Annotated in this window: 18 protein-coding genes and 1 pseudogene; 7 read left to right on the top strand and 12 right to left on the bottom strand. The window is 60.0% G+C overall.

The genetic code is table 11. The features are described 5' to 3' along the window. Positions 1-26 precede the first annotated feature (26 nt). The 4 genes from lysS to recJ form a co-directional block, all read right to left on the bottom strand. Positions 27-1,526 (bottom strand): lysine--tRNA ligase, encoded by a 1,500-nt coding sequence (gene lysS / locus RYH70_RS07085; protein WP_317009986.1) that lies wholly within the window; start codon positions 1,524-1,526, stop codon positions 27-29. A 61-nt stretch (positions 1,527-1,587) separates the two neighbouring features. After that, a protein-coding gene (gene prfB, locus RYH70_RS07080; protein ID WP_097058045.1) for a peptide chain release factor 2 occupies positions 1,588-2,707 on the bottom strand; the annotation gives its coding sequence in 2 pieces (ribosomal slippage) (positions 1,588-2,634 and positions 2,636-2,707; 1,119 coding nt in all). A gap of 106 nt (positions 2,708-2,813) precedes the next feature. Next, entirely contained in the window at positions 2,814-3,098 is a 285-nt protein-coding gene (locus RYH70_RS07075; RefSeq protein WP_014993874.1) for a DUF7352 domain-containing protein, read from the bottom strand. Between the two features lie 364 nt (positions 3,099-3,462). Next, complete coding sequence (recJ, locus tag RYH70_RS07070) at positions 3,463-5,160, bottom strand: single-stranded-DNA-specific exonuclease RecJ (RefSeq protein ID WP_317010165.1); 1,698 nt, start codon at positions 5,158-5,160, stop codon at positions 3,463-3,465. Positions 5,161-5,654: 494 nt separating this feature from the next. Between recJ and fadB the strand changes: the two genes are divergently transcribed. From fadB to fadA (RYH70_RS07050), 5 genes and pseudogenes are all read left to right on the top strand, one after another. Continuing rightward, the gene (fadB, locus tag RYH70_RS07065; RefSeq protein WP_317009985.1) at positions 5,655-7,802 is read left to right on the top strand and encodes a fatty acid oxidation complex subunit alpha FadB; all 2,148 of its coding nucleotides are present in this window, start codon (positions 5,655-5,657) and stop codon (positions 7,800-7,802) included. A gap of 24 nt (positions 7,803-7,826) precedes the next feature. Beyond that, entirely contained in the window at positions 7,827-9,002 is a 1,176-nt protein-coding gene (fadA, locus tag RYH70_RS07060; protein WP_022996713.1) for an acetyl-CoA C-acyltransferase FadA, read from the top strand. Between the two features lie 127 nt (positions 9,003-9,129). After that, a complete protein-coding gene (locus tag RYH70_RS07055) occupies positions 9,130-9,387 on the top strand; it encodes a type II toxin-antitoxin system ParD family antitoxin (RefSeq protein ID WP_317009984.1) in 258 nt (85 codons plus the stop codon). 80 nt (positions 9,388-9,467) lie between these two features. Further along, positions 9,468-9,680 (top strand): type II toxin-antitoxin system RelE/ParE family toxin, encoded by a 213-nt coding sequence (locus RYH70_RS20905; RefSeq protein WP_394356129.1) that lies wholly within the window; start codon positions 9,468-9,470, stop codon positions 9,678-9,680. 35 nt (positions 9,681-9,715) lie between these two features. Continuing rightward, positions 9,716-9,917: pseudogene (fadA, locus tag RYH70_RS07050) on the top strand (acetyl-CoA C-acyltransferase); the annotation flags it as partial. 156 nt (positions 9,918-10,073) lie between these two features. Here fadA (RYH70_RS07050) and RYH70_RS07045 read toward each other — a convergent pair. The 5 genes from RYH70_RS07045 to RYH70_RS07025 form a co-directional block, all read right to left on the bottom strand. Continuing rightward, positions 10,074-10,694 (bottom strand): hypothetical protein, encoded by a 621-nt coding sequence (locus tag RYH70_RS07045; RefSeq protein WP_317009983.1) that lies wholly within the window; start codon positions 10,692-10,694, stop codon positions 10,074-10,076. Between the two features lie 195 nt (positions 10,695-10,889). Further along, positions 10,890-12,524, bottom strand: coding sequence for a P-loop ATPase, Sll1717 family (locus RYH70_RS07040; RefSeq protein WP_317009982.1), 1,635 nt, complete (start codon positions 12,522-12,524; stop codon positions 10,890-10,892). A 73-nt stretch (positions 12,525-12,597) separates the two neighbouring features. Beyond that, a complete protein-coding gene (locus RYH70_RS07035) occupies positions 12,598-13,260 on the bottom strand; it encodes a 3'-5' exonuclease (protein WP_317009981.1) in 663 nt (220 codons plus the stop codon). 360 nt (positions 13,261-13,620) lie between these two features. Next, on the bottom strand, positions 13,621-14,058 hold the full coding sequence (locus RYH70_RS07030) for a hypothetical protein (RefSeq protein WP_317009980.1): 438 nt from the start codon (positions 14,056-14,058) through the stop codon (positions 13,621-13,623). A gap of 207 nt (positions 14,059-14,265) precedes the next feature. Continuing rightward, the gene (locus RYH70_RS07025; protein WP_317009979.1) at positions 14,266-14,718 is read right to left on the bottom strand and encodes an SRPBCC family protein; all 453 of its coding nucleotides are present in this window, start codon (positions 14,716-14,718) and stop codon (positions 14,266-14,268) included. Between the two features lie 198 nt (positions 14,719-14,916). On the opposite strand from RYH70_RS07025, the gene RYH70_RS07020 reads away from it, so the two are divergent. Beyond that, positions 14,917-15,615 (top strand): pirin family protein, encoded by a 699-nt coding sequence (locus tag RYH70_RS07020; protein ID WP_317009978.1) that lies wholly within the window; start codon positions 14,917-14,919, stop codon positions 15,613-15,615. 115 nt (positions 15,616-15,730) lie between these two features. Here the strand turns inward: RYH70_RS07020 and RYH70_RS07015 are convergent, their stop codons facing one another. Further along, a complete protein-coding gene (locus RYH70_RS07015) occupies positions 15,731-17,320 on the bottom strand; it encodes an ABC-F family ATPase (protein WP_026948980.1) in 1,590 nt (529 codons plus the stop codon). Positions 17,321-17,438: 118 nt separating this feature from the next. Between RYH70_RS07015 and RYH70_RS07010 the strand changes: the two genes are divergently transcribed. Next, positions 17,439-17,924, top strand: a complete 486-nt coding sequence (locus RYH70_RS07010; protein ID WP_317009977.1) for a hypothetical protein — start codon at positions 17,439-17,441, stop codon at positions 17,922-17,924. Here the strand turns inward: RYH70_RS07010 and RYH70_RS07005 are convergent. Both RYH70_RS07005 and RYH70_RS07000 read right to left on the bottom strand, forming a co-directional pair. After that, the gene (locus tag RYH70_RS07005; protein WP_317009976.1) at positions 17,910-19,262 is read right to left on the bottom strand and encodes a PepSY-associated TM helix domain-containing protein; all 1,353 of its coding nucleotides are present in this window, start codon (positions 19,260-19,262) and stop codon (positions 17,910-17,912) included. The two genes, RYH70_RS07010 and RYH70_RS07005, sit on opposite strands and share 15 nt — an antisense overlap. Continuing rightward, on the bottom strand, positions 19,262-21,328 hold the full coding sequence (locus RYH70_RS07000) for a TonB-dependent receptor (RefSeq protein WP_317010164.1): 2,067 nt from the start codon (positions 21,326-21,328) through the stop codon (positions 19,262-19,264). Before RYH70_RS07000 ends, RYH70_RS07005 begins: the two co-directional genes overlap by 1 nt. Positions 21,329-21,345: the final 17 nt, after the last annotated feature.

Genomic DNA, 21,345 nt, shown 5'->3' with positions numbered 1-21,345 from the left:
ACCAGAGCCACCGGGCTCGCTGGCTGTCAACGGCCCTGGGGCCGCATGTGCGGGAACAGGATCACATCCCGGATCGACGGCGAATCGGTGAACAGCATCACCAGCCGGTCGATGCCGATACCCTCGCCGGCGGTGGGCGGCAGGCCGTGCTCCAGGGCGTTGATGTAATCCTCGTCGAAGAACATGGCCTCGTCGTCGCCGGCTTCCTTCTCCGCCACTTGCTGCTTGAAGCGCTCGGCCTGGTCCTCCGCGTCGTTGAGCTCGGAGAAGCCATTGGCGATCTCGCGGCCGCCGACGAAGAACTCGAAGCGCTCGGTGACGAACGGGTTGTCATCCCGGCGCCGGGCCAGCGGTGACACTTCAGTGGGGTAGTCGGTGATGAAGGTGGGGTCCTTCAACCGGTGCTCCACGGTTTTCTCGAAGATCTCGATCTGCACCTTGCCCAGGCCCCAGATCGGCTTGAGCGGAATGCCCAGCCCTTCGGCGATACGGCGGGCGCCCTGCTCGTCGGCCAGCTCGGCGGCGTCCATATCCGGGTTGAACTGGAGGATCGAGTCGAACACCGACAGCCGCGCGAACGGCTTGCCGAAGTCATAAATCTCGCCCTGGTACTGGATCTCGGTGGTGCCCAGCACGTCCCGCGCCAGGGTGCGCAGCATGTCCTCGGTGAGGTCCATGAGGTCCTGGTAGCCGGCGTAGGCCTGGTAGAACTCCAGCATGGTGAATTCCGGGTTATGCCGGGTGGAGAGACCTTCGTTACGGAAGTTGCGGTTGATCTCGAACACCTTCTCGAAGCCGCCCACCACCAGCCGCTTGAGGTACAGTTCCGGCGCGATGCGCAGATACATGTCCAGGTCCAGGCTGTTGTGGTGGGTGATGAACGGCCGCGCCGTGGCGCCACCGGGGATCACCTGCAGCATCGGTGTTTCCGCTTCGATGAAGCCCTGCGCCACCAGATAATTGCGGATACCGGCCACCACTTGCGAGCGGATCTGGAAGGCACGGCGGCTGTCGTCGTTGACGATCAGGTCCACGTAGCGCTGACGATAACGGGCCTCGGTGTCGGTGAGGCCTTTGTGTTTTTCCGGCAGCGGCCGCAGCGCCTTGGTGAGCAGACGGTAGTCGTCCATCATCACGTACAGATCGCCCTTGCCGGATTTGCACAGCTTGCCGCGCACGCCAACGATGTCGCCCAGGTCCCAGTGCTTGGTGTCTTTCTGCACGTCCTTGCTGGCGTAGATCTGGATCCGTCCGGACATGTCCTGGAGCACTTTGAACGCCTTGCGGTCCAGCATCAGACGGCCGGCCACCGCCACCTGGATGTCCCGCTCTTCCAGCTCTTCCTTGCTCAGCTCGCCGTATTGGGCCTGCAGATCGGCGGCCAGCGCGTCACGGCGGAAGTCATTGGGGAAAGCCGCGCCCTGTTCGCGCCAGGCCGCCAGTTTGGCGCGGCGCTCGGCGATCAGACGGTTTTCATCGGCGCTATCGTTGGCGCTACCGTTGGGAGTGTTCTGTTCGTCAGCCATTATCTCTCTAACCTGTTTCGCGGTCCGGCGGCGGACCCTGGTATTACAGCCGCGTCTTTCTTTACAACCCGCTTTTAAGGGACGCTTCGATAAAGCGGTCCAGATCACCGTCCAGGACCTGCTGGGTATTGTGGCTTTCCACGTTGGTGCGCAGATCCTTGATGCGGCCGTCGTCCAGCACATAGGAACGGATCTGGCTGCCCCAGCCGATGTCCGACTTGGCGTTTTCCTGTGCCTGCTTGGCCGAGTTGCGTTTCTGCATTTCCAGTTCGTAGAGCTTGGCCATCAGCATCTTGGTGGCCTTGTCCCGGTTCTGGTGCTGGCTGCGCTCGGACTGGCACTGGGTTACCACGGTGTGTTCCTGGCCGGTATCCGGATCGGTGAACACATAGGTCAGACGTACCGCGGAGTCGGTCCGGTTAACGTGCTGACCACCGGCGCCGGAGGCGCGATAGGTGTCGGTGCGCAGCTTGCCCGGGTCGATCTCGATGTCGATGTTGTCATCCACTTCCGGTGCCACGAACACCGAGGTGAACGAGGTATGGCGGCGGCCGCCGGAGTCGAACGGGCTCTTGCGCACCAGACGGTGCACGCCGGTCTCGGTCCGCAGCCAGCCGTAGGCGTAGGGCCCTTCGAAACGCACGGTGGCGGATTTGATACCGGCCACGTCGCCGGCGGAGGCTTCCTCCAGGGAGGTCTTGAAACCGTGGGCCTCGCCCCAGCGCAGGTACATGCGCAGCAGCATTTCCGCCCAGTCCTGGGCTTCGGTGCCGCCGGATCCGGCCTGAATATCCAGGTAGGCGTTGTTGGCGTCCATTTCGCCGGAGAACATGCGGCGGAATTCCAGATCCGCCACCAGCCGTTCGAGCCGCTCCAGGTCAGCTTCCACTTCCTGGACGGTGTCTTCATCGCCCTCTTCCACCGCCAGTTCCAGCAGGTCGCCGGTGTCGATGACGCCTTGGCCGGCCTCATCGAGGGTCTTCACCACCAGCTCCAGTTGCGCCCGCTCCTTGCCCAGGGCCTGAGCCCGCTCCGGTTCGTTCCACACGTCCGGGGTGGCCAGTTCCCTTTCTACTTCGACCAGTCGCTCGCTTTTTACAGCGTAGTCAAAGATACCCCCTAAGCGCTTCCACGCGCTCGGACAGGTCGGCAAGGTGCGTACGCAGCGGATTGACTTCCATAAGGCGTCTACTCGAATCGTCTCAAATGAATGGGGAAAGGCGGCGATTTTAGCGGTTTGCGCCGCCACTGACGAGGGGCCTGCCCGGCCGGATGGCGAAGACGGCGCTAATCTTTCAGTTCGAAGACGTGATACGCCTCCGGTTTGAGGGTATCCAGGGTGGTGCCAATGTAGCGGGCGTTGTCGGGAATGCCGCTGCCAGTGGCGAACACCTTGAAGCGCCGGGTTTCCTTCGGCGTGTCGATGACGGTGTCGGCGTCCACTTCCACCCACATATAAATCAGAGCTTCCTGGGCCACGTAGTCCACGCGCAGGACGGTACCGTCCTCGGGCAAACGCAGCTCCTGCACCTGGCTCGAAATATCCAGGCGATGCTTGTGAATTGTTTTCATGTCTCCCCTCCGTTAAGGGTCGCAGCTCCCCGGGATGGCGATAGCCGCCGGGGGGATGGTCAATCCGGCCTTTTGGGCCGGCGTCAGCGCCAGGCCGCAAGAGCGGCGGGGCGCGAAATCGTCGAGGCGCGGGCAGGCGCGAAAAGCAATGCTAGCAAAGTCCCCGGGGCGAGACACCTAATATGCGGGAGGGCGAGCGAAACACATCGCGGTTCGTGGTTCACGGCTGTATCGCCGCCAGGGCAGCCCCCACAGCCGCTTCGTAGCCGTCCTTGTGGGAGCCGCCCTGGCGGCGAATCGGCGTGGCGGCGGGTGTCAACGATCATGGGGCACCACTGGCCCGAGGGCCGCGTTTGTTCCTCCCTCACACCACCTGCAAATACTCAAACAACAACTGCGGATTGCGCTGGCCGCGGAATTCGTTGACTTCCAGCCGGTAGACACCTTCCACCCGCTGGATCCGGGAGGGCAGATCCGCCACCGGCGCGTTGAAGAAAATACCGTCCACCGCCGCGCCCACGTCCGGCAACCCCAGAGTCAGTTTGAGGTGACGCTCGCCCACCACCCGGTGATTGAGCACCTCGAACACACCGTCGAAACGCGGTGGCGGGAAGCCCTGCCCCCAGGGAAAACGGTGGCTGAGCAGTTCGGCGTTGGCCAGGGTGATGTCCCGCTCGCCCAGTTCGCCGTCAGTGTCGATCACGTCCAGGAACACGTCCTCGTCGGCCTGGGCCGCCACCGCTGCCTGGAACGCCGTGGTGAATTCGGCCAGATGGCGGCGCTCCAGGGTCAGCCCGGCGGCCATGGCGTGACCGCCGAACTTCTGCAGTAAACCAGGATGGCCGGTGGCCACCGCGTCCAGCACATCACGCAGATGCAGGCCGGGAATGGACCGGCCGGAGCCCTTCAGCAGCCCCTGCTGCCGGGCCGGAGCAAAGGCGATCACCGGCCGGTTCAGCGCTTCCTTGACCCGCGAGGCGAGAATCCCTACCACCCCTTCGTGCCAGTCGTCGCCGTGCAGGCACAGCGCCGGCGGGGTCGGCCCGGTGAGCCGCGCCACCTCGGCCATGGCGGCCTCGCGCATGCCCTGCTCGATGCCGCGCCGCTCGCGGTTGATGGTGTCCAGTTCCTGGGCGTGGCGTTCGGCTTCGGCGTCGCTCTCCGCCAGCAGACATTCGATGCCGTGGCTCATGTCCGAGAGACGCCCGGCGGCGTTGAGGCGCGGCCCGGCGGCGAAGCCCAGATCGGCGGCCACGACTCGCGCGGGATCGCGGCCCGCCACCCGCAGCAGCGCGCGCACCCCCGGTGAACCCTGGCCGGCACGCAGACGGCGCAGCCCCTGCTCCACCAGAATGCGGTTGGCACCGTCCAGCACCACCACGTCCGCCACCGTGCCCAGCGCCACCAGATCGAGCAAATCCACCACCCGGCCGCGCAGCTCCAGCGCGCTCTGCAACGCCATCAACACATAGAAGGCCACGCCGACGCCGGCCAGGTTGGCGGCGGGAAAGCCCTCGTCGCAGAGACGGGGGTTGAGAATGGCGTCGGCGTCGGGAAGCGTGTCGCCAGGCAAATGGTGGTCGGTGATCAGCACCCGCAAACCGGCGGCCCGGGCCGCCGCCACGCCATCGATACTGGCGATGCCGTTATCCACGGTGATCAACAAATCCGGCTGGTAACGCTCCCGGGCCAGGTCGACAATGGCCGGCGACAGGCCGTAACCGTACTCGAAGCGGTCCGGCACCAAATAGTCGGGACGGACGAAGCCGAGCTGTTGCAGGCCCTTTACCATCACGGCGGTGGCGGTGGCGCCATCGGCATCGTAATCGCCCACCACGCACACCCGCCAATGCTCGCGCCGCGCTTGCAGCAGCAGCGCCACCGCCTGCTCCAGACCACCGAATTGACGCGGGTGCGGCAGGCGGTTCAGGCTCAGGTCCAGCTCCTCGGCGCCGCTCATGCCCCGCGCCGCCAGGATTCGTGCCAGCAACGGCGGCACCTCGGCCAGCCCGGCGGGGATTTCCACAAGACGGCGGCGAATGGTGGGGAAAGCACGGACCACGGCGGACAACCTTTCATCAATTTGAAGCGGGGGCTGAGTATACAGGGTCGAAGGCGCGGCCGCCTCCGACCATAAAGTCACAAAAGGGGCTAAATAAACCGCGCCCGCTTTCTTATACTTGGCGCCCAATCCGGATACCGTACCAGCACGCGGAATGACGATTTAATCCGGGGCTTCAGGGCATTTCGTCGCTGGAGGTGTTAATAAGTGGCACAGAGATGCCCATGCTTGGCACGCATCAGGCGGCCCCAAAGCGCGCCCGACGCCCCCGTGTCGCTGGACCAGGCCCCGGCCTGGCGCGGCGCGACCCGAGAACATCGGGCGCACTTTGGAACTCGCCTGCCACGCACCATCTGGTACGGCATCCGGATTCATGGTTTCGCCATTCATGTGAGTGTTTACTCACGTGCTGGCACACGGGCCTCCACGGAGGCGGAAGCAGGCTCACCAAATGCGGCGACACGCCGCGGACTTTGGGACTGGAGAGCAATCTTATGATCTATCAAGGCAACGCCGTAAGCGTACAACTGCTTGACGACGGCATCGCCGAGCTGAAGTTCGACCTTCAGGGCGAGTCCGTCAACAAGTTCAACCGGGCCACCCTGGAAGACTTCCAGAAAGCCATCGACGCCATCAAGGGCAGTGACCAGATCAAGGGTCTGATCGTCACCTCCGGCAAGAAGGTGTTCATCGTTGGCGCGGACATCACCGAATTCACCGAAATGTTCGCCCAGGAAGAAGCGGAGATCGCCAAATGGTCCCGCGAGGCCAACAACATCTTCAGCGCCTTCGAGGATCTGGACATTCCCAAGGTGGTCGCGATCAACGGCTTCGCCATGGGCGGCGGCCTGGAAATGTGCCTGGTGTGCGACTTCCGGGTGATGAGCGAACAGGCGCAGATCGGCCTGCCGGAAGTGAAACTCGGCATCTTCCCGGCCTTCGGCGGCACCGTGCGCATGCCGCGCCTGGTGGGCGTGGACAACGCCGTTGAGTGGATCGCCACCGGCGCCCAGCAGAAACCGGAAAAAGCCTTGAAGGACGGCGTGGTGGACGCGGTGGTCAAGCACGACGACCTGCACAACGCCGCCATCGATCTGGTCAAGCAATGCCTGGCCGGCAAGATCGACTTCCGCGCCAAGCGCCAGGAAAAACTGGAGCCGCTGAAGCTGCCGCCGATGGAAAACATGATGGCGTTCCAGACCTGCACCGCCATGGTCATGCAGCAGGCCGGCAAGAACTACCCGGCGCCGGTGGAAGCCGTGAAGGTGATGCAGAAAGCCGCCGGCATGAAGCGCGAGGAAGCACTGGACGTGGAAGCCCAGGGCTTCGCCAAAGTGGCCAAGACCCCGCAAGCCACCGCCCTGGTGGGCCTGTTCCTGGCCGACCAGCAAGTGAAGAAGGTCAACGGCAAGGTCGCCAAGACCGCCAAGGACATCCAGCAGGCCGCGGTACTGGGCGCCGGCATCATGGGCGGCGGCATCGCCTTCCAGTCCGCCCTCAAAGGCACCCCGATCATCATGAAGGACATCGCCGACAAGGCGCTGGACCTGGGCATGAACGAAGCCTCCAAGCTGCTCGCCAAGCGCGTCGCCAAAGGCAAGATGGACGCCGCCAAGATGGGCAAGGTGCTCTCCTCCATTCGCCCGACCCTCAACTACGGCGACTTTGAAAACGTCAACGTGATCGTCGAAGCCGTGGTGGAAAACACCAAGGTGAAACAAGCCGTACTGGCGGAAGTGGAAGAGAAAGTGGCGGACGGCACCATTCTGGCCTCCAACACCTCCACCATCTCCATCACCAAGCTGGCGGAAGCGCTGAAAAAACCGGAAAACTTCGGCGGCATGCACTTCTTCAACCCGGTGCACATGATGCCCCTGGTGGAAGTGATCCGTGGTGAGAAAACCTCCGACGAAACCATCGCCACCCTGGTCGCCTACGCCCAGAAAATGGGCAAGAACCCGATCGTGGTCAACGACTGCCCCGGGTTCCTGGTGAACCGCGTGCTGTTCCCGTACTTCGCCGGCTTCGGCATGCTGGTACGCGACGGCGCCGACTTCCAGCAAGTGGATAAAGTGATGCAGAAATTCGGCTGGCCCATGGGCCCGGCCTACCTGCTCGACGTGGTCGGCATCGACACCGGCGTGCACGCCGCCAAAGTGATGGCGGAAGGCTTCCCGGACCGCATGCAGCACGACTTCAAGGACCCCACCGAAATCATGTTCGAGAACGAGCGCTACGGCCAGAAGAACGGCATTGGCTTCTACTGTTACGAGCAGGACAAGAAGGGCAAACCGAAGAAAGTGGCCGACGAAGGCAGCTACGAGCTGCTCAAGCCGATCGCCGCCGAGCGCAAGGAATTCGACGCCGAGGAGATCATCGCCCGCATGATGATCCCGATGTGCACCGAAACCGTCCGCTGTCTGGAAGACAACATCGTCGGCTCCGCCGCCGAAGCGGACATGGCGATGATCTACGGCATCGGCTTCCCGCCGTTCCGTGGCGGACCGCTGCGCTACATCGACAGCATCGGCACCAAGGCATTCGCCGACCTGTGCGACAAGTACGCACACCTGGGCGCCCTTTATGAAGCGCCGCAAATGCTCAAGGACAAGGCCGCCAAGGGCGAGTCCTTCTTCGCGTAAGGCACGGGCAGAGGAGATTTATTTATGAGTTTGAATCCGAAAGACGTAGTCATTGTTGACGCTGTCCGTACCCCCATGGGGAAAAGCAGAAACGGCCAGTACCGCAACGTTCGCGCGGAAAAGCTGTCCGCCCTGCTGGTGGAAGCGCTGCAAGCCCGTAACCCGGGCTGGGACCTGAGCAAAACCGAGGACGTGATCTGGGGCTGTGTGAACCAGACCAAGGAACAGGGCATGAACATCGCCCGCAACATCGCCATGCTGGCCGGCCTGCCCCGCACCACCGCGGCGCAAACCGTGAACCGCCTGTGCGGCTCCTCCATGCAGGCGCTGCACTCCGCGGCCCAGGCGATCCAGACCGGCAACGGCGAGGTGTTCGTGATCGGCGGCGTGGAGCACATGGGCCATGTGGCCATGGACCACGGCGTGGACCTCAACCCGGAACTGTCCAAGGTCACCGCCAAGGCCTCCAACATGATGGGCCTGACCGCGGAAATGCTCGGCCGCATGCACGGCATCACCCGTGAACAGCAGGACGAGTTCGGCGTGCGCTCCCACCAGAAAGCCTGGGAAGCCACCGAACAAGGCCGCTGGAAAAACGAAATCGTGCCGATCGAAGGCCACGACGCCGACGGCCACAAAGTGCTGTGCGAAATCGACGAAGTGATCCGTCCCAACGCCAGCATCGAGGACATGGCCAAACTGCGCCCGGTGTTCGACCCGGTCAGCGGCACCGTCACCGCCGGCACCTCCTCGGCGCTGTCCGACGGCGCCTCCGCCATGCTGGTGATGAGCGCCGAACAAGCCCAGGCCATGGGCCTGAAACCGCGCGCCAAGATCCGCAGCATGGCCGTGGCCGGCTGCGACGCCGCCATCATGGGCTACGGCCCGGTACCGGCCACCCAGAAAGCCCTGGCCCGCGCCGGCCTGACCATCGACGACATCGACTACGTCGAACTCAACGAAGCCTTCGCCGCGCAATCCCTGCCGGTACTGAAGGACCTGAAGTTGCTCGACAAAGTCGAAGAGAAGGTCAACCTCAATGGCGGCGCCATCGCCCTGGGCCACCCCCTGGGCTGCTCCGGTGCCCGCATCACCGGCACCCTGCTCAACGTCATGGAATGGAAAGACGGCCAACTCGGCCTGGCGACCATGTGCATTGGCTTGGGTCAGGGGATTGCTACGGTGATTGAGCGGGTTTAACGCCCTCTCTTACACCGTTGCCAAGAGCTCAAAAGCCCCGGCGGGTTTACCGTTGGGGCTTTTTTCATCTCAATCTCTATGTAGCAGGACTAGTATCTAACAAACCCTCATCCTCAGGAGAGTGGGCATGCACGTCTCACTAACCCCCGAACTCGAAGCCCGCATCAAAGCCAAAGTGGACAGCGGCTTATACAACAACGCCAGTGAGGTGGTCCGGGAAGCCCTGCGGTTCGTGGACACCCACAAGGAATGGATCAACGAACTCAAACTGGCTCGGCTACGCGAACAGCTTCAAGAAGGCATCCTGCCATTGAACCAGGACCAAGCCATTCGCGTTGACAGCAATGCCGGACTCGACCGCCTGTTTGACGACATCAAGACCTGATGACGCTTGCTCTGATCTTCTCGCCCGCCACCCGCAAGGATTTGCGCTCCATCCACTAATACGGATCGCGCCATTGGGGCCTGACCAGATCGGACGAGTACATGAACTCGCTCAAAGCCAAACTCCGGCAACTGCTTCGGCAACCGAAGACCGGCAAGGCACGACCTGAGCTATCCCCCGACATATACAGCGCTTCCGTTACCAGCCATATCATTTTCTATCGAATTCACCAGCAAGAATTGCAAGTCATTCGAATTCTTCACGCCAGACAGGACGTTACGCGACAACTTTGAGCAGAGCAGTAGTCTGCTTCCCTCGCGGTTAGGCCCGCGCCGGCCTGATCATCGACGATATCGACTACATCGAACTCAACGGCGGCGCCATCGCCCTAGACTGCTCCGGTGCCCGCTCCGATTACAAATAGAGACACCCTGCTCAACATCATGGAATGGGAAGACAGTCAACTCGGTCTGGCGACCATGAGTATTGGCTTGGGTCAGGGGATTGCTACTGTAATTGAGCGGGTTTAAGTCTCCACTTCATTTATTGCTGGTGATATGAAGAAACCCCGGAGAAATTGCCCATTGGGGCTTTGATTCAATCAATTCAAATTTTCTCAGCGGGAGCAGGAAAAACCAAATAACTTCAGAGCATAAGTTAGAATGTCACACCCAACGCGCCGGCATTTAATATTTCGGCGCCGTATAATAATTCCCATTACCACTCCAGAATTGCAAATGGCCGTCAGGACCGATTATGTAGAACTCACCACGCTCCCTACCACCCTCATCGTAATACCTGGTCACCCCCTCCACATTACTCATTGAAATTTCTTTTTCCTGGCCACTCCCATCGGAGTAAAGGGTTTTCATGTAGATCTTCCCACCTCTATCATAGATCGCAGCCTTATATTCACCTCCCCAATCAATTAGCCAGTGACCAATCAAGTCACCAACGATCTTCAGGTCGACGGAGATCATGTTTTCATGGTCTTCTTTACTAGAACCCAGGATAGAAACTTTAAGATCAGGATCATAATTGGTTGTTGCCCAATAATAGCCTTTACCTTCCCCCTCCAATCTATAACCAATAAATGTCCTGTCAAACCCACTCCTGTATACCTCTTCTGCAATTTTTCCAAGACCTTCTTCATCAACACGCTCTGACAGCAAAATTTCTACCGTTCTTTTAATATCACGAAACTTTTCATCCTTAGTGATTTCATAATCCACACCAACAGAGTCCCCACATCCCAACAAGAAACCACAGAAAACCCACAAAAAAATTCTAAAATTTATTTTTTTCACAAGAAAATCCTCCATACAAAATTAACAAAATATCCCGCATTGTAATTAGCCCATACCTTAAACTGGCCATATTACCTTGAATACACCTTTCACCCCTAAACAACCTGATCACAGCATTCCCGGCTCACAGGAATATTGAAGTCAAGACCAATCCTTACTATAGAAAATAGCTTAAACCAAACCCTAGAAAGGAGATCAGAAAACCACATTAAGCGAGCGCCAAAGCATTTTGTGTATTTTAATATGATTACTCCTTCTTATCTCGCTTCTCGATATTGTAGGCTGATCAATGTAGGACCAGATGAAGGTATCAAGCGAGCTTATTTTCACTCCTATTGCGCCAACATGATATAAGGACATTAGCATCGTAGTAACGATGTCGGAGCTTTTTATTTTTCCACCACTATCGCCAAAATATTTTTTTACAACCCTTACACATGGGTCACGACTATTTCCCTCAAAGAGCGATATGCAAACATCATTAATTCTATCGTCCGTCATCTGGCCGCGTGTAAACGTATAATCTAGCCCTCTCAAAATTTCAATCGTCTCGAGAAGCTCAGGATAGATATCGCCCCATTCTTCTTTCAAAGAGTTAAGTCTCTTCTTTGAATAAATCGACTCAGCTGCAAAAATATCCCTCCATGAAATTTTTTCACTTCCTGAGGCTACTTTAAATATTTCATTTACGAATTGAAGTGCATCCCTGGGGCGAAGAAGGGTGCGATCAAGAATATAGTCAATAGACTTTGGCCCACCCCCTTTCTTTGGAGGCGGAAAAATATCATCAAACCCAACACCCTGCTTAGTGTATTGACGAACAAAAATTTCATTAATTCTCTTATCAATTACCCGCCCCAGCTCATCCCTTTTCCAAACAACAGGAAGCAGATAAGATTCGTATTTCTCTTCTTGAAATCCAGACCCTCTTGTTCGATCGAAAACCATATCCAAAAGATCGTGCCGCAAAGCAGCAATAATCTTAACATTTTCAAGGCGCCGAAAAGTTTTCACCTCCTCAATCAGAGCCCTTATAAATTTGCATCTAATATCAGTTTCTGCCCAGTCAACATCTAATTTATCAATAAAAACGTAATATCTCTTTTGCCTATCTTCAAATGCATATTCGGACAATAGATCAAGCACTTCATTCAACTTCTTAATCTGAAGCCCACTAACAACCCGACTTGCTCGCTGTGATACTTCAACTTTATCTGATTCACTCAGGTTAAGCGCCCCACTTCCTGTAAGTGCTATGGTTCCCCATCCTGCTCCTATCTCTGTCCGAACATCTCGCTCAAGTTTTCTGGTAATTTCCCTAAGGTGCTCATCTGTATCAATCCAAAAACGGTCGCCCCACTCTGTAAAATACTCTAGGGCCTTCTTTTTAAGTTTATCCTTTGCCATCAACCTATAAAATTTCTCAAGGAAGCTCTTATTATCATGCTCACTCTTCAAACCATATCTCATTCTTAAAAGTTCAACCACCAAAACATGACGCCAAAGAACTTGATAAAACAGGTCCAACTTGACACCTAACGCATCAAAAAACTGTATTATATCTGAGTGCTCCAGAAACCTTATAGAAATATCACTTGGATCCAAAAAAACAGAATTATTAACAGCAGCAATACCTTTCAAAATCAGGGCACTCTTCCCGGAGCCAGTCCGCCCCAAAATTATCGCCTCCGGCGCCTTAACATTGAGCAGTTGAGAAAGGTCGCCTTTATCTATAAAACACGCACCGAGCAGATCCCGATCTGTTTCTGCCTCCAGATCTCCAATTTTCATATTCTTTTTTATAGCCAGAGATGTTTTCTTTCTCACCATGCCAAAGCCTTTATAAAAAAATAAGAATCGTTATGAAATTAATCCACTCTTCTTCTTTTATTCTAAAATTTCCTTATCGACCAAACCTCCCCACAAACCAATTCTCTCCATTCCCCGTCAGCAACAACTGCTGCCGCGCCCGTGTCATCCCCACGTATAACAGCCGCACTTCGTTCTCCAGGTTCTCTTCGTCATCCTTCAACCCACCCAGCCCCACCAGAACCACGGTGTCGAATTCCAGCCCCTTGCTGCTTTGCCGGGTTAGTAGTGCCACGCTTTCGGCGTTGGCGTCGTAGGCTTTTTTGTCTGCGGTACTTTTCAGCCAGGCGTTGGGTATGTCGACGGCTTTAAGGGCCCGTTGTAGAGTTTCGGCCTGCCAGTGGTGGCCGTAGATTACGGTAATGGTGTTGAGGAGCTGGCCGTTCTGGTGCCATTTGCGAATGCAGCGGGCGATGTAGTGGGCTTCGTCGTTAAAGGTGTCGAACTTGCGAGACTGCGGTTCTGGCCCGCTGGCGCCAGCTACGTCTGGGGCGATCAGGGAGGTGTGGTCGTCGGCGTCTTGGGCTTGCAGGAAGTCTTTGGCAAAGTCGTAGGCGTAATTGAGGACTTTGAGGGGGCCTGAGTAATTCGGTCTAAATACAGCGGCACAGCCCATTCTCTGGACGTTAGCGCCTGCATAGTCAGTAATACTTCGAAGCCCCCCAAAAGGCCCCGGGATAAAGCAATAGGAAGACATCCCTTCCCCCACTTTTTGGTTTTACGCCGTGCCTCTTCGGGACGGCGGTTTCTGGCGGCCGCCTTCCTAGGCGGTCTCCTTCCAGGACGCCGCTGATGCGGCGTCTTTTTTGTGATCTAAGTCCGAATTTACCGGCGGCGAAAATAAATGCAAGCGGCTGTTTGGGTCATTCCTTGATCATGTCCGGCATGGGCGGTGTGTAGGTATCGTCTGGTGCCGGAGCCCTTCCCTACCTTCAAGCCCCATTTTGGGGGCGATCACCCCCAAAGTGGGAATCTTAATGCCCTATTTCTGGGAGGGGCCCTTTCAGTTTGAAAATCAAATAATTTGCGGCGTTTTTCGCCGCAAAAATCCTCTTTCTCAAACCACCTTTCGAGTGAACACAAGCCGCATCCACACCGCCAGCCCCAATCCCCAGGCGCCGTTGACGATCAGGCCGCCCACCACCGTGTTGGCGTTGACGTCCAGGCCTTTCAGGGGAAACACCACCAACATGGCCACCAGGGTGGGGCCGATGGCGCCGGCGATCAGGGCGCCAAGCCAATGACGCAGGCCCCGCCAGCGGCGGATCAGCCACCATATCGGAGGCCCCCAAACACCACCCCAGAATGCCAGGGACAGGACTTTGGGAATGCCGAACGGCGGCACCGGGCTCATGTTCCAGGGCGCCGCCGGAATCAGGCCGGCCAACCAGAACAGGGCGACGATGCCCTGATGGAACAACAAGGTGGCAATGAAGCCGCCAATGAAGGCCTGCAGCCATTCTTTCCAGCTGGGCGGGTGTTGTGCGTCGAGCATGTGGCGTCTCCTGTGAGCGGGCGCGTCACAAACGCTACCACATCCAGTGGGAGGGCAGGCATTGGGGTGTTCGGGGCTGAGTTACGGCGGGGCTGGTTGGTATGAAGCTGTAGGAGCCAGCCCTGCTGGCGAATCAGGGCTCTCGGGAGAAGAAATTCGCCAGCAGGCTGGCTCCCACAGGGGGAGCGAGCGGACGGGTTGCTCAACTCAGCCCTCGTCCGGGATTTCCGGGTCCACCAGTTGCGCCAGTTGGATCAGGGATTCCTGCCAGCCCTGGTAGCAGAATTCCAGCGGGATGGCATCGGGGACGCCTTCCTGGGTGATGTGCACCTCGGTGCCGCACAGCACTTGCTTGAGGGTGACGGTGACCTGCATTTGCCCGGGCAGGTTGGGGTCCTCGAACTGGTCGGTGTAGCGGATCAGCTCGTTGGGTTTGAGTTCCACGAAGCGGCCGCCAAAGGCGTGGCTCTTGCCGGTGGTGAAGTTGGTGAAGGTCATGCGGTAGCCGCCGCCTTCGCGAGCGTCCATGTCGTAAACCTTGCCGGTGAAGCCATGGGGCGGCAGCCATTTGACCATGGCGTCCGGGTCGATGAAGGCGCGGTAGACGCGGTCGGGGGTGCCGCGCAGGACGCGGTGCAGACGAACAGTGTTGCCGGACATGGGTGTTCTCCTTTTTTGATCTCTGAATGCCGGTTAGTCGGCTGCCGGCCGGCCATTTCGACACTGACCGCACGCCGGAGCAAACCATCGAATAATCCGATTCAATGCCGTCACTTTTCTCTGTTTTTTATCAGTCTGACCGATCCTAAAGTGATGCCATCGAACGGTCAGGCACCGATGCCTGCCAAGGAGGACATTATGATCAGACTGCGACCCTTTAATGAACTGGGCGGTGCCCGGCACGGCTGGCTGGATACCAAGCACCACTTTTCCTTCGCCAACTACTATGATCCGGAGCGTCTGCACTGGGGCGAGCTGCGGGTGTGGAACGATGACACCATCGCCCCGCAGACCGGTTTCCCGCCGCATTCTCACCGGGACATGGAGATCATTACCTACGTCCGCGAAGGCGCGATCACCCACCAGGACAGCCTGGGCAACAAGGGCCGCACCGAGGCCGGCGATGTGCAGGTGATGTCCGCGGGCACCGGGATCACCCACAGCGAGTACAACCTGGAGGAGACCGAGACACGCATCTTCCAGATCTGGATCATCCCGAACGCCACGGGCCTGCCGCCCACCTGGGGCAGCAAGCCGTTTCCCAAGGGTGACCGGGCCGGCGGGTTCGTGACCCTGGCCAGCGGGGATCCGGCGGAAGACGGAGCGCTGCCGATCCAGGCCGACGCCCGGGTGGAGGCGGCGACGCTGAATGACGGTCAGGAGGCGGTCTACGAGCTGGCGCCGGGGCGCAAGGCCTATCTGGTGCCGGCCAAGGGCCGGGTGCGCGTCAATGGTGTGTTGGCGGAAGCCGGGGATGGTCTCGCCATCGACGACGAAACCCGGCTGACGGTCAGCGCCGAGGCGGACAGTGAGGTGGTGCTGGTGGATGTGGTTTGATGTAGCCGGACTGTAGGAGCCTGCCCTGCGGGCGAATTTCGCCGAACACTGGCGGGATAATTCATTCGCCAGCAGGGCTGGCTCCTACAACCGGGTTCTGGTTGCCTTTCAGGGATCAGACCACGCCCTGGCTGCGCAGGTAGTCCTCGTAGTTGCCGTGGAAATCGACGATGCCGGTGGGCGTCAGTTCGATGATGCGGGTGGCCAGGGAGGAGACGAACTCGCGGTCGTGGCTGACGAACAGCAAGGTGCCGGGGTAGTTTTCCAGCGCCAGGTTGAGCGACTCGATGGATTCCATGTCCAGGTGGTTGGTGGGTTCGTCGAGCACCAGGATGTTGGGCCGTTGCAGCATGATCTTGCCGAACAGCATGCGGCCCTGCTCGCCACCGGAAATTACGTCCACGGTTTTGTTGATCTCGCTGGAGGAGAACAGCAGCCGGCCCAGAGTGCCGCGAATCACCTGCTCGTCGTCGCTGGGTTTGCCCCATTGGGCCATCCAGTCGAACAGGTTCAGCTTTTCCTCGAAGTCGGCGGCGTGATCCTGGGCGTAATAGCCCAGGGTGGCGTTTTCCGACCATTTCACTTCGCCGGCGCTGGGTTCCAGGTCGCCGACCAGGCAGCGCAGCAAGGTGGATTTACCGACGCCGTTGGGGCCGATAATGGCGATGCGTTCGCCCACTTCCACACGCAGATCCAGTCCGGAGAACAATTCCTCGTCGAAGCTTTTCGCCAGGCTCTTCACTTCCAGCGCGTTGCGGAACAGCTTTTTCTCCTGCTCGAACACGATGTACGGGTTCTGACGGCTGGAGGGTTTGATCTCCTCCAGTTTGATCTTGTCGATCTGTTTGGCCCGCGAGGTCGCCTGCTTGGATTTGGAGGCGTTGGCGGAGAAGCGGCTGACGAACTGCTGCAGGTCGGCGATCTGCGCCTTCTTCTTGGCGTTGTCCGCGCGCTTGCGTTCCAGCGCCTGGGTGGCGGCGGTCATATACTCGTCGTAGTTGCCCGGGTAGACGCGCAGCTCACCGTAGTCCAGGTCCGCCATGTGCGTGCACACGCTGTTGAGGAAGTGGCGGTCGTGGGAAATGATGATCATGGTGCACTGGCGCTGGTTGAGCACGTCTTCCAGCCAGCGGATGGTGTTGATGTCCAGGTTGTTGGTGGGCTCGTCCAGCAACATGATGTCCGGGTCGGAGAACAGTACCTGGGCCAGCAGCACCCGCAGTTTCCAGCCCGGCGCCACTTCGCTCATGGGGCCGAAATGCTGCTCCACCGGAATACCGACACCGAGCAGCAGATCGCCGGCGCGGGACTCGGCGGTGTAGCCGTCCAGCTCGGCGAATTCCGCTTCCAGTTCACCGGCGCGGATGCCGTCCTCTTCGCTCATCTCGTCTTTCGAGTAGATGGCGTCGCGCTCCTCCTTGACCTTCCACAGTTCCTCGTGGCCCATGATCACCGTGTCCACCACCGAGTACTGCTCGTAGGCGAACTGATCCTGGCGCAGCTTACCGATGCGCTCGTTGGGGTCCTTGGACACGTTGCCCGCGGACGGCTCCAGATCGCGGCCGAGGATCTTCATGAAGGTGGACTTGCCGGAGCCGTTGGCGCCGATCAGTCCATAGCGGTTGCCGTCACCAAATTTGACGGAGACGTTCTCAAACAGCGGTTTGGCACCAAACTGCATGGTGATATTGGCGGTGGTCAGCAAGGTCGGATTCCGGATCGAAGAGCGAATGGGTGGACTGAATGTACAAGGCGATAGCGGGAAAAGAGGCGGCGATTATGGCACAGTGCCCGGTTCGGGTCACACCTTCAGGGCAGCCACGATGAACATCTACTACCGCGAGGAGCGCCTTTGCGGCGGCTTGTCCGGGAACGGAGAAAAACAGGACTGGATCGACCGGCTGCTGGAACGGCCACGGCAGGCCAGGATCAGGGAAGCGTTTCCCCTGGACGACATCAACCGCGTGCTCCACAACCACCACAACTCCTTCGGCTGCTCGGTGAAGGCGCCCATGGGCAACATCATGTGGCGTAGCGAGGCATTGCATTACACCCTGCCCTGCGATGTGGAGGCCTACATTCCACGACACATATCCTTCACCGACGGGCAGCGCGATTTCTATCTGGTGGTGATCGGCGATGCCTGCGAACTTCGTGTCTGGCCGGACAGCCGCCTATGGGAGCGGCAGGAGGCGCACTGGTTTTCGCATCAGCCGGTGACGGACTATCGGGACTTCAAGGCGCTCAAGGTCGCTTTCGACGCCCTGCTGGTCCATGTCCGCAAGGAGGACCGGTTAGCCGGCCACTGACCGGCGCCGCGCCATCATCCCTTTCTCCAATGCCAGCACCAGCAACAGGCTGAGTCCCGCCAGCGGCAACAGCGCCAGCAGCGTCAGTGTGATTGCCAGCCAATAGCGTTTGCGGATCGGCGGCGAGTCCGGCGCGCCGAGGCCACCGGCCGGCCGCCGGCGCCACCACATCACCACGCCGGTGATCACCAGCGCGACAATGGCGACGCAGGTGAGCAACATGACGATCTGATTGGCGCGGCCGAAGTAGTTGCCCATGTGCAGCGCCACGCCCAGTTCCACCGCCTTGGCGATGGCGCCGTAATCGTCGAAGCCCACGTTCACCAGCAACCGGTGGCCGCCGCTGTCCACGTGCAGGGTACGCTGGCCCTGGGGGCGGTCCGGGTAGGTATAGGCGCTGTAGGGATCCCCCGCGTCAGCGGGAATCGACAGCCGATAGCCGTAAGGCAACCCCTGCCCGGCAAGAATGTCATGGACACGGTTGATCGCCGCCGTCGAAGTATCCAGCTCACCACCGTGCTCGCCGTGATGATGGTGGACATGCGGCAGCGGCGCTTGTTGCAGCGCCCAGGGCGCGTTACCCAGCGTATCCACCATGGTTTTAACAGGCTCGGCGGATGCTTCGCCGCCGCCGTGATGGCGCAGCTGCGGCGGGTAACCCAGCCCCAGGGCGTTGCTCACCGGGCTCAACACGCGGTCGCCCCAGAACGACGCCCAGGGCAGACCGGTGATGATCAGGAACACGATCATCACCGCCGTGTACACGCCCACCAGCCGGTGAATTTCCCGCCAGCGTTTGCGGCCCCGGGTGCGCCGGCCAAACGTAAACGCCCTGCTCCGGCGTCCGCGCGGCCACCACAGATGCAGCCCGGTGATCACCAGTACCAGCGCCCAGCTGGCGGCCAGTTCCACCAGTGCGTCGCCGCCGCGTCCCAGCAGCAGCGAGCCGTGCATGACATCGGCGAAGCCCACCAAAGTGTGGGCATAAATGACGTCACCCAGAATCGTCCCGTCCCCCGGATCGACGAACACACGCAGCGACTCGCCCTGCTCCGGCGTCACGAACACCATGGCGGTGCGGCCGGGGTTCACCGGCATGTCGATACGGGTGACGGTGTCACGCGGATAAGCCTCGCGCACCGCCGCCACCAGATCGCCGGCGGGCAGCACGGCGTCGCCGCTGGGGGCGAAACGCAGTTGCGGATAAATCAGGTCGTTGAGTTCATCGTTGAACAGATAAAGGGCGCCGGTGATCGCCAGGATCAGCAGAAACGGGGCCGTGAACAGCCCCGCGTAGAAGTGCCAGCGCCACACCGTGGCGTACCCGTTACGCGCCATCAGAAGCGGCCGGTCCAGCCCAGTTCCACGGTGCGCGGTTCACCGACATACACCTGGGTGGGGCTGTAGCCGGACCATTCGGCGTAGAACTCGTCGGTGAGGTTGCGCCCGCGCAGGGTCAGGGTGCCGCCGGCCAGCGGGTAGCCGACCCAGGCGTCCAGCAAAGTGCGGCTGGCCACCCGGTATTGGTTGGCGGTGCCGGTGAAGAAGTCGCCGGTGTAGCGTACCGCGCCGCCGACGGTGACCGGCAACGGAGCGAAGGTGTAGGCGCTGCTCAGATTCCAGGTTTTCTCCGGCACGTTGGTGAGCCGGTTGCCGGATTGGTCGGCGCCGCTGCTGCTGGTCATGCGGGTGTACTCGGCGTCGTTGAAGGCACCGTTCAGGTTCAGCCACCAGCGCGGGTGCGGGCGCAGGGTCAGATCCACTTCCACGCCCTTGGATTCCAGGCTGCCGCCCTGGATCGAGAGGCCGGCATTGTTGGGGTCACGGGTGATGATGTCGTCCTGACGAATGCGGTACACCGAGGTCATCAGCGTCAAACGGTTATCCCACAACTGGCCGCGGACCCCGGCTTCCATGGAGTGGCCGGTGGTCAGATCGAAACGGGCATTGGTGGCGTTGCTCAGCAACAGCCCGCCCACCGGAGCCGAAGCCCGGTTGTACTGCAGGAACACCTGAGTGGTGTTGGTCAGGTCATAGACGGTGCCAAGCCGCCAGGACAGATCCTCGAAGGTCTGGCCGAAAGTCTCTCGGCTGCCGGCGTCGAGATCGTCGATGCCCCGGTCCAGATCCAGATACTCGTAACGCAGCCCCGCCACCATCAGCCAGCGCGGCGTCAGGTTGAGGGCGTCCTCCACAAACAGAGCGCGGCCGGAGACAGTGCTGTCGTAGTCAACCCGGGAAGAGGTGTAGTTCGCCGGCGAGTTGGGCGGCAGATAGCCCCGGTCCGGGTTGAACGGGTCCACCGCCGTGGTGGTGCCGAAGCGGCGGCGGGTGTCGAAGTCGGTGTACTGGTATTCCACGCCGGCGGTGAAGCGATGGCGGCGCTCGCCCCAGTAACCGTCATAGGCGGCGTAGGCCCGTTCGGAGGCGAAGCGGTGATGGTGGTTGATGCGGGTGGTGCCGCGTTCCAGTAAGCCCGTGCCACTGTTTGGATCAGCGTTATAGGTGAAATCCTCGGAATTGGCCCAGTCGCGGTTGGCGTTGTACAGGCCCAGTTCGTTGACCAGCCGCCAGTCGGGCGTCAGTTCATAGCCCACCTTGGTGCGCAGCCACTGGCTGTCGGCGGTCATGGCGCCGTCACGGACGTTGTAGTTGTTGTCGCGGATTGATTCGTCCAGCACCAGATCACCGCCGGACACCACGTCACTGGGATCCCGTGCCACCGAGGCCGGCAGCAACGGCGCACCCTGATAAGGGGTGGTGTAACGGTCCTGGTAGACATCGAAGGCGGCGCTGAGGGTGAGCCGTTCGGTGGCCTGGAACAACAGGCTGGTGGTCAGGGCGTTGGTGCGGGACGAAGTGTCGTCGATGTAGCCGTTGCTCTCGCCGTGGCTGAGATCGGCACGCAATGCCAGCCGGTCGCTCACTACTTTGTTGCCGCCAATGCCGAGACGCACGGTGTCATTGCTGCCGTAGGAAATCATGCCTTCGCGGCTGTCCTCCGACAGGCTGGCCTTGCGCGGCACCAGATTGATGCTGCCGGCGAGCGCGCCGGTGCCGTGCAGCACCGAGGCGGGTCCTTTGAGAATCTCCACCCGCTCCAGATTCCAGGTGTCCAGGTTGCGCGCCACCATGCCCGGATCCGCCACCCGCACGCCATCGAACAGGTAACCCACGTCGGTGAGGCCCCGCATCACCGCGGAGGCCGGCGAGCCGGGGATGTTGCCGGCGCTGACGCCGGGGGCGCTGCGGTACAGCTCGATCAGGTTGCGCAGGCCTTGTTGCTCGATGCCCTCGCGGCCCACGCTGTTGACGGTGGCCGGAACCTCCCGGGGTTCCAGGCCCAGCCGCCCGGCAGTGGTGGTCGGCCGGGGCTGGGCCTCGATGTTCGCGCCCACTTCCACCGACTCCAATGCATGGG

The sequence above is a fragment of the Alloalcanivorax xenomutans genome (genome assembly GCF_032810065.1).
Taxonomy (GTDB): Bacteria; Pseudomonadota; Gammaproteobacteria; order Pseudomonadales; family Alcanivoracaceae; genus Alloalcanivorax; species Alloalcanivorax xenomutans.
Note: the sequence above shows the minus strand (reverse complement) of the source record. Positions and strands in the feature narration are given on the sequence as shown.

Excerpts from the sequence above, each read along its gene's own strand:
- lysS (WP_317009986.1), bottom strand. The coding sequence starts at position 1,526 with ATGGCTGACGAACAGAACACTCCCAACGGTAGCGCCAACGATAGCGCC.
- RYH70_RS07075 (WP_014993874.1), bottom strand. The coding sequence starts at position 3,098 with ATGAAAACAATTCACAAGCATCGCCTGGATATTTCGAGCCAGGTGCAG.
- fadB (WP_317009985.1), top strand. The coding sequence starts at position 5,655 with ATGATCTATCAAGGCAACGCCGTAAGCGTACAACTGCTTGACGACGGC.
- fadA (WP_022996713.1), top strand. The coding sequence starts at position 7,827 with ATGAGTTTGAATCCGAAAGACGTAGTCATTGTTGACGCTGTCCGTACC.
- RYH70_RS07055 (WP_317009984.1), top strand. The coding sequence starts at position 9,130 with ATGCACGTCTCACTAACCCCCGAACTCGAAGCCCGCATCAAAGCCAAA.
- RYH70_RS07040 (WP_317009982.1), bottom strand. The coding sequence starts at position 12,524 with ATGGTGAGAAAGAAAACATCTCTGGCTATAAAAAAGAATATGAAAATT.
- RYH70_RS07035 (WP_317009981.1), bottom strand. The coding sequence starts at position 13,260 with ATGTCTTCCTATTGCTTTATCCCGGGGCCTTTTGGGGGGCTTCGAAGT.
- RYH70_RS07030 (WP_317009980.1), bottom strand. The coding sequence starts at position 14,058 with ATGCTCGACGCACAACACCCGCCCAGCTGGAAAGAATGGCTGCAGGCC.
- RYH70_RS07025 (WP_317009979.1), bottom strand. The coding sequence starts at position 14,718 with ATGTCCGGCAACACTGTTCGTCTGCACCGCGTCCTGCGCGGCACCCCC.
- RYH70_RS07020 (WP_317009978.1), top strand. The coding sequence starts at position 14,917 with ATGATCAGACTGCGACCCTTTAATGAACTGGGCGGTGCCCGGCACGGC.
- RYH70_RS07010 (WP_317009977.1), top strand. The coding sequence starts at position 17,439 with ATGAACATCTACTACCGCGAGGAGCGCCTTTGCGGCGGCTTGTCCGGG.
- RYH70_RS07005 (WP_317009976.1), bottom strand. The coding sequence starts at position 19,262 with ATGGCGCGTAACGGGTACGCCACGGTGTGGCGCTGGCACTTCTACGCG.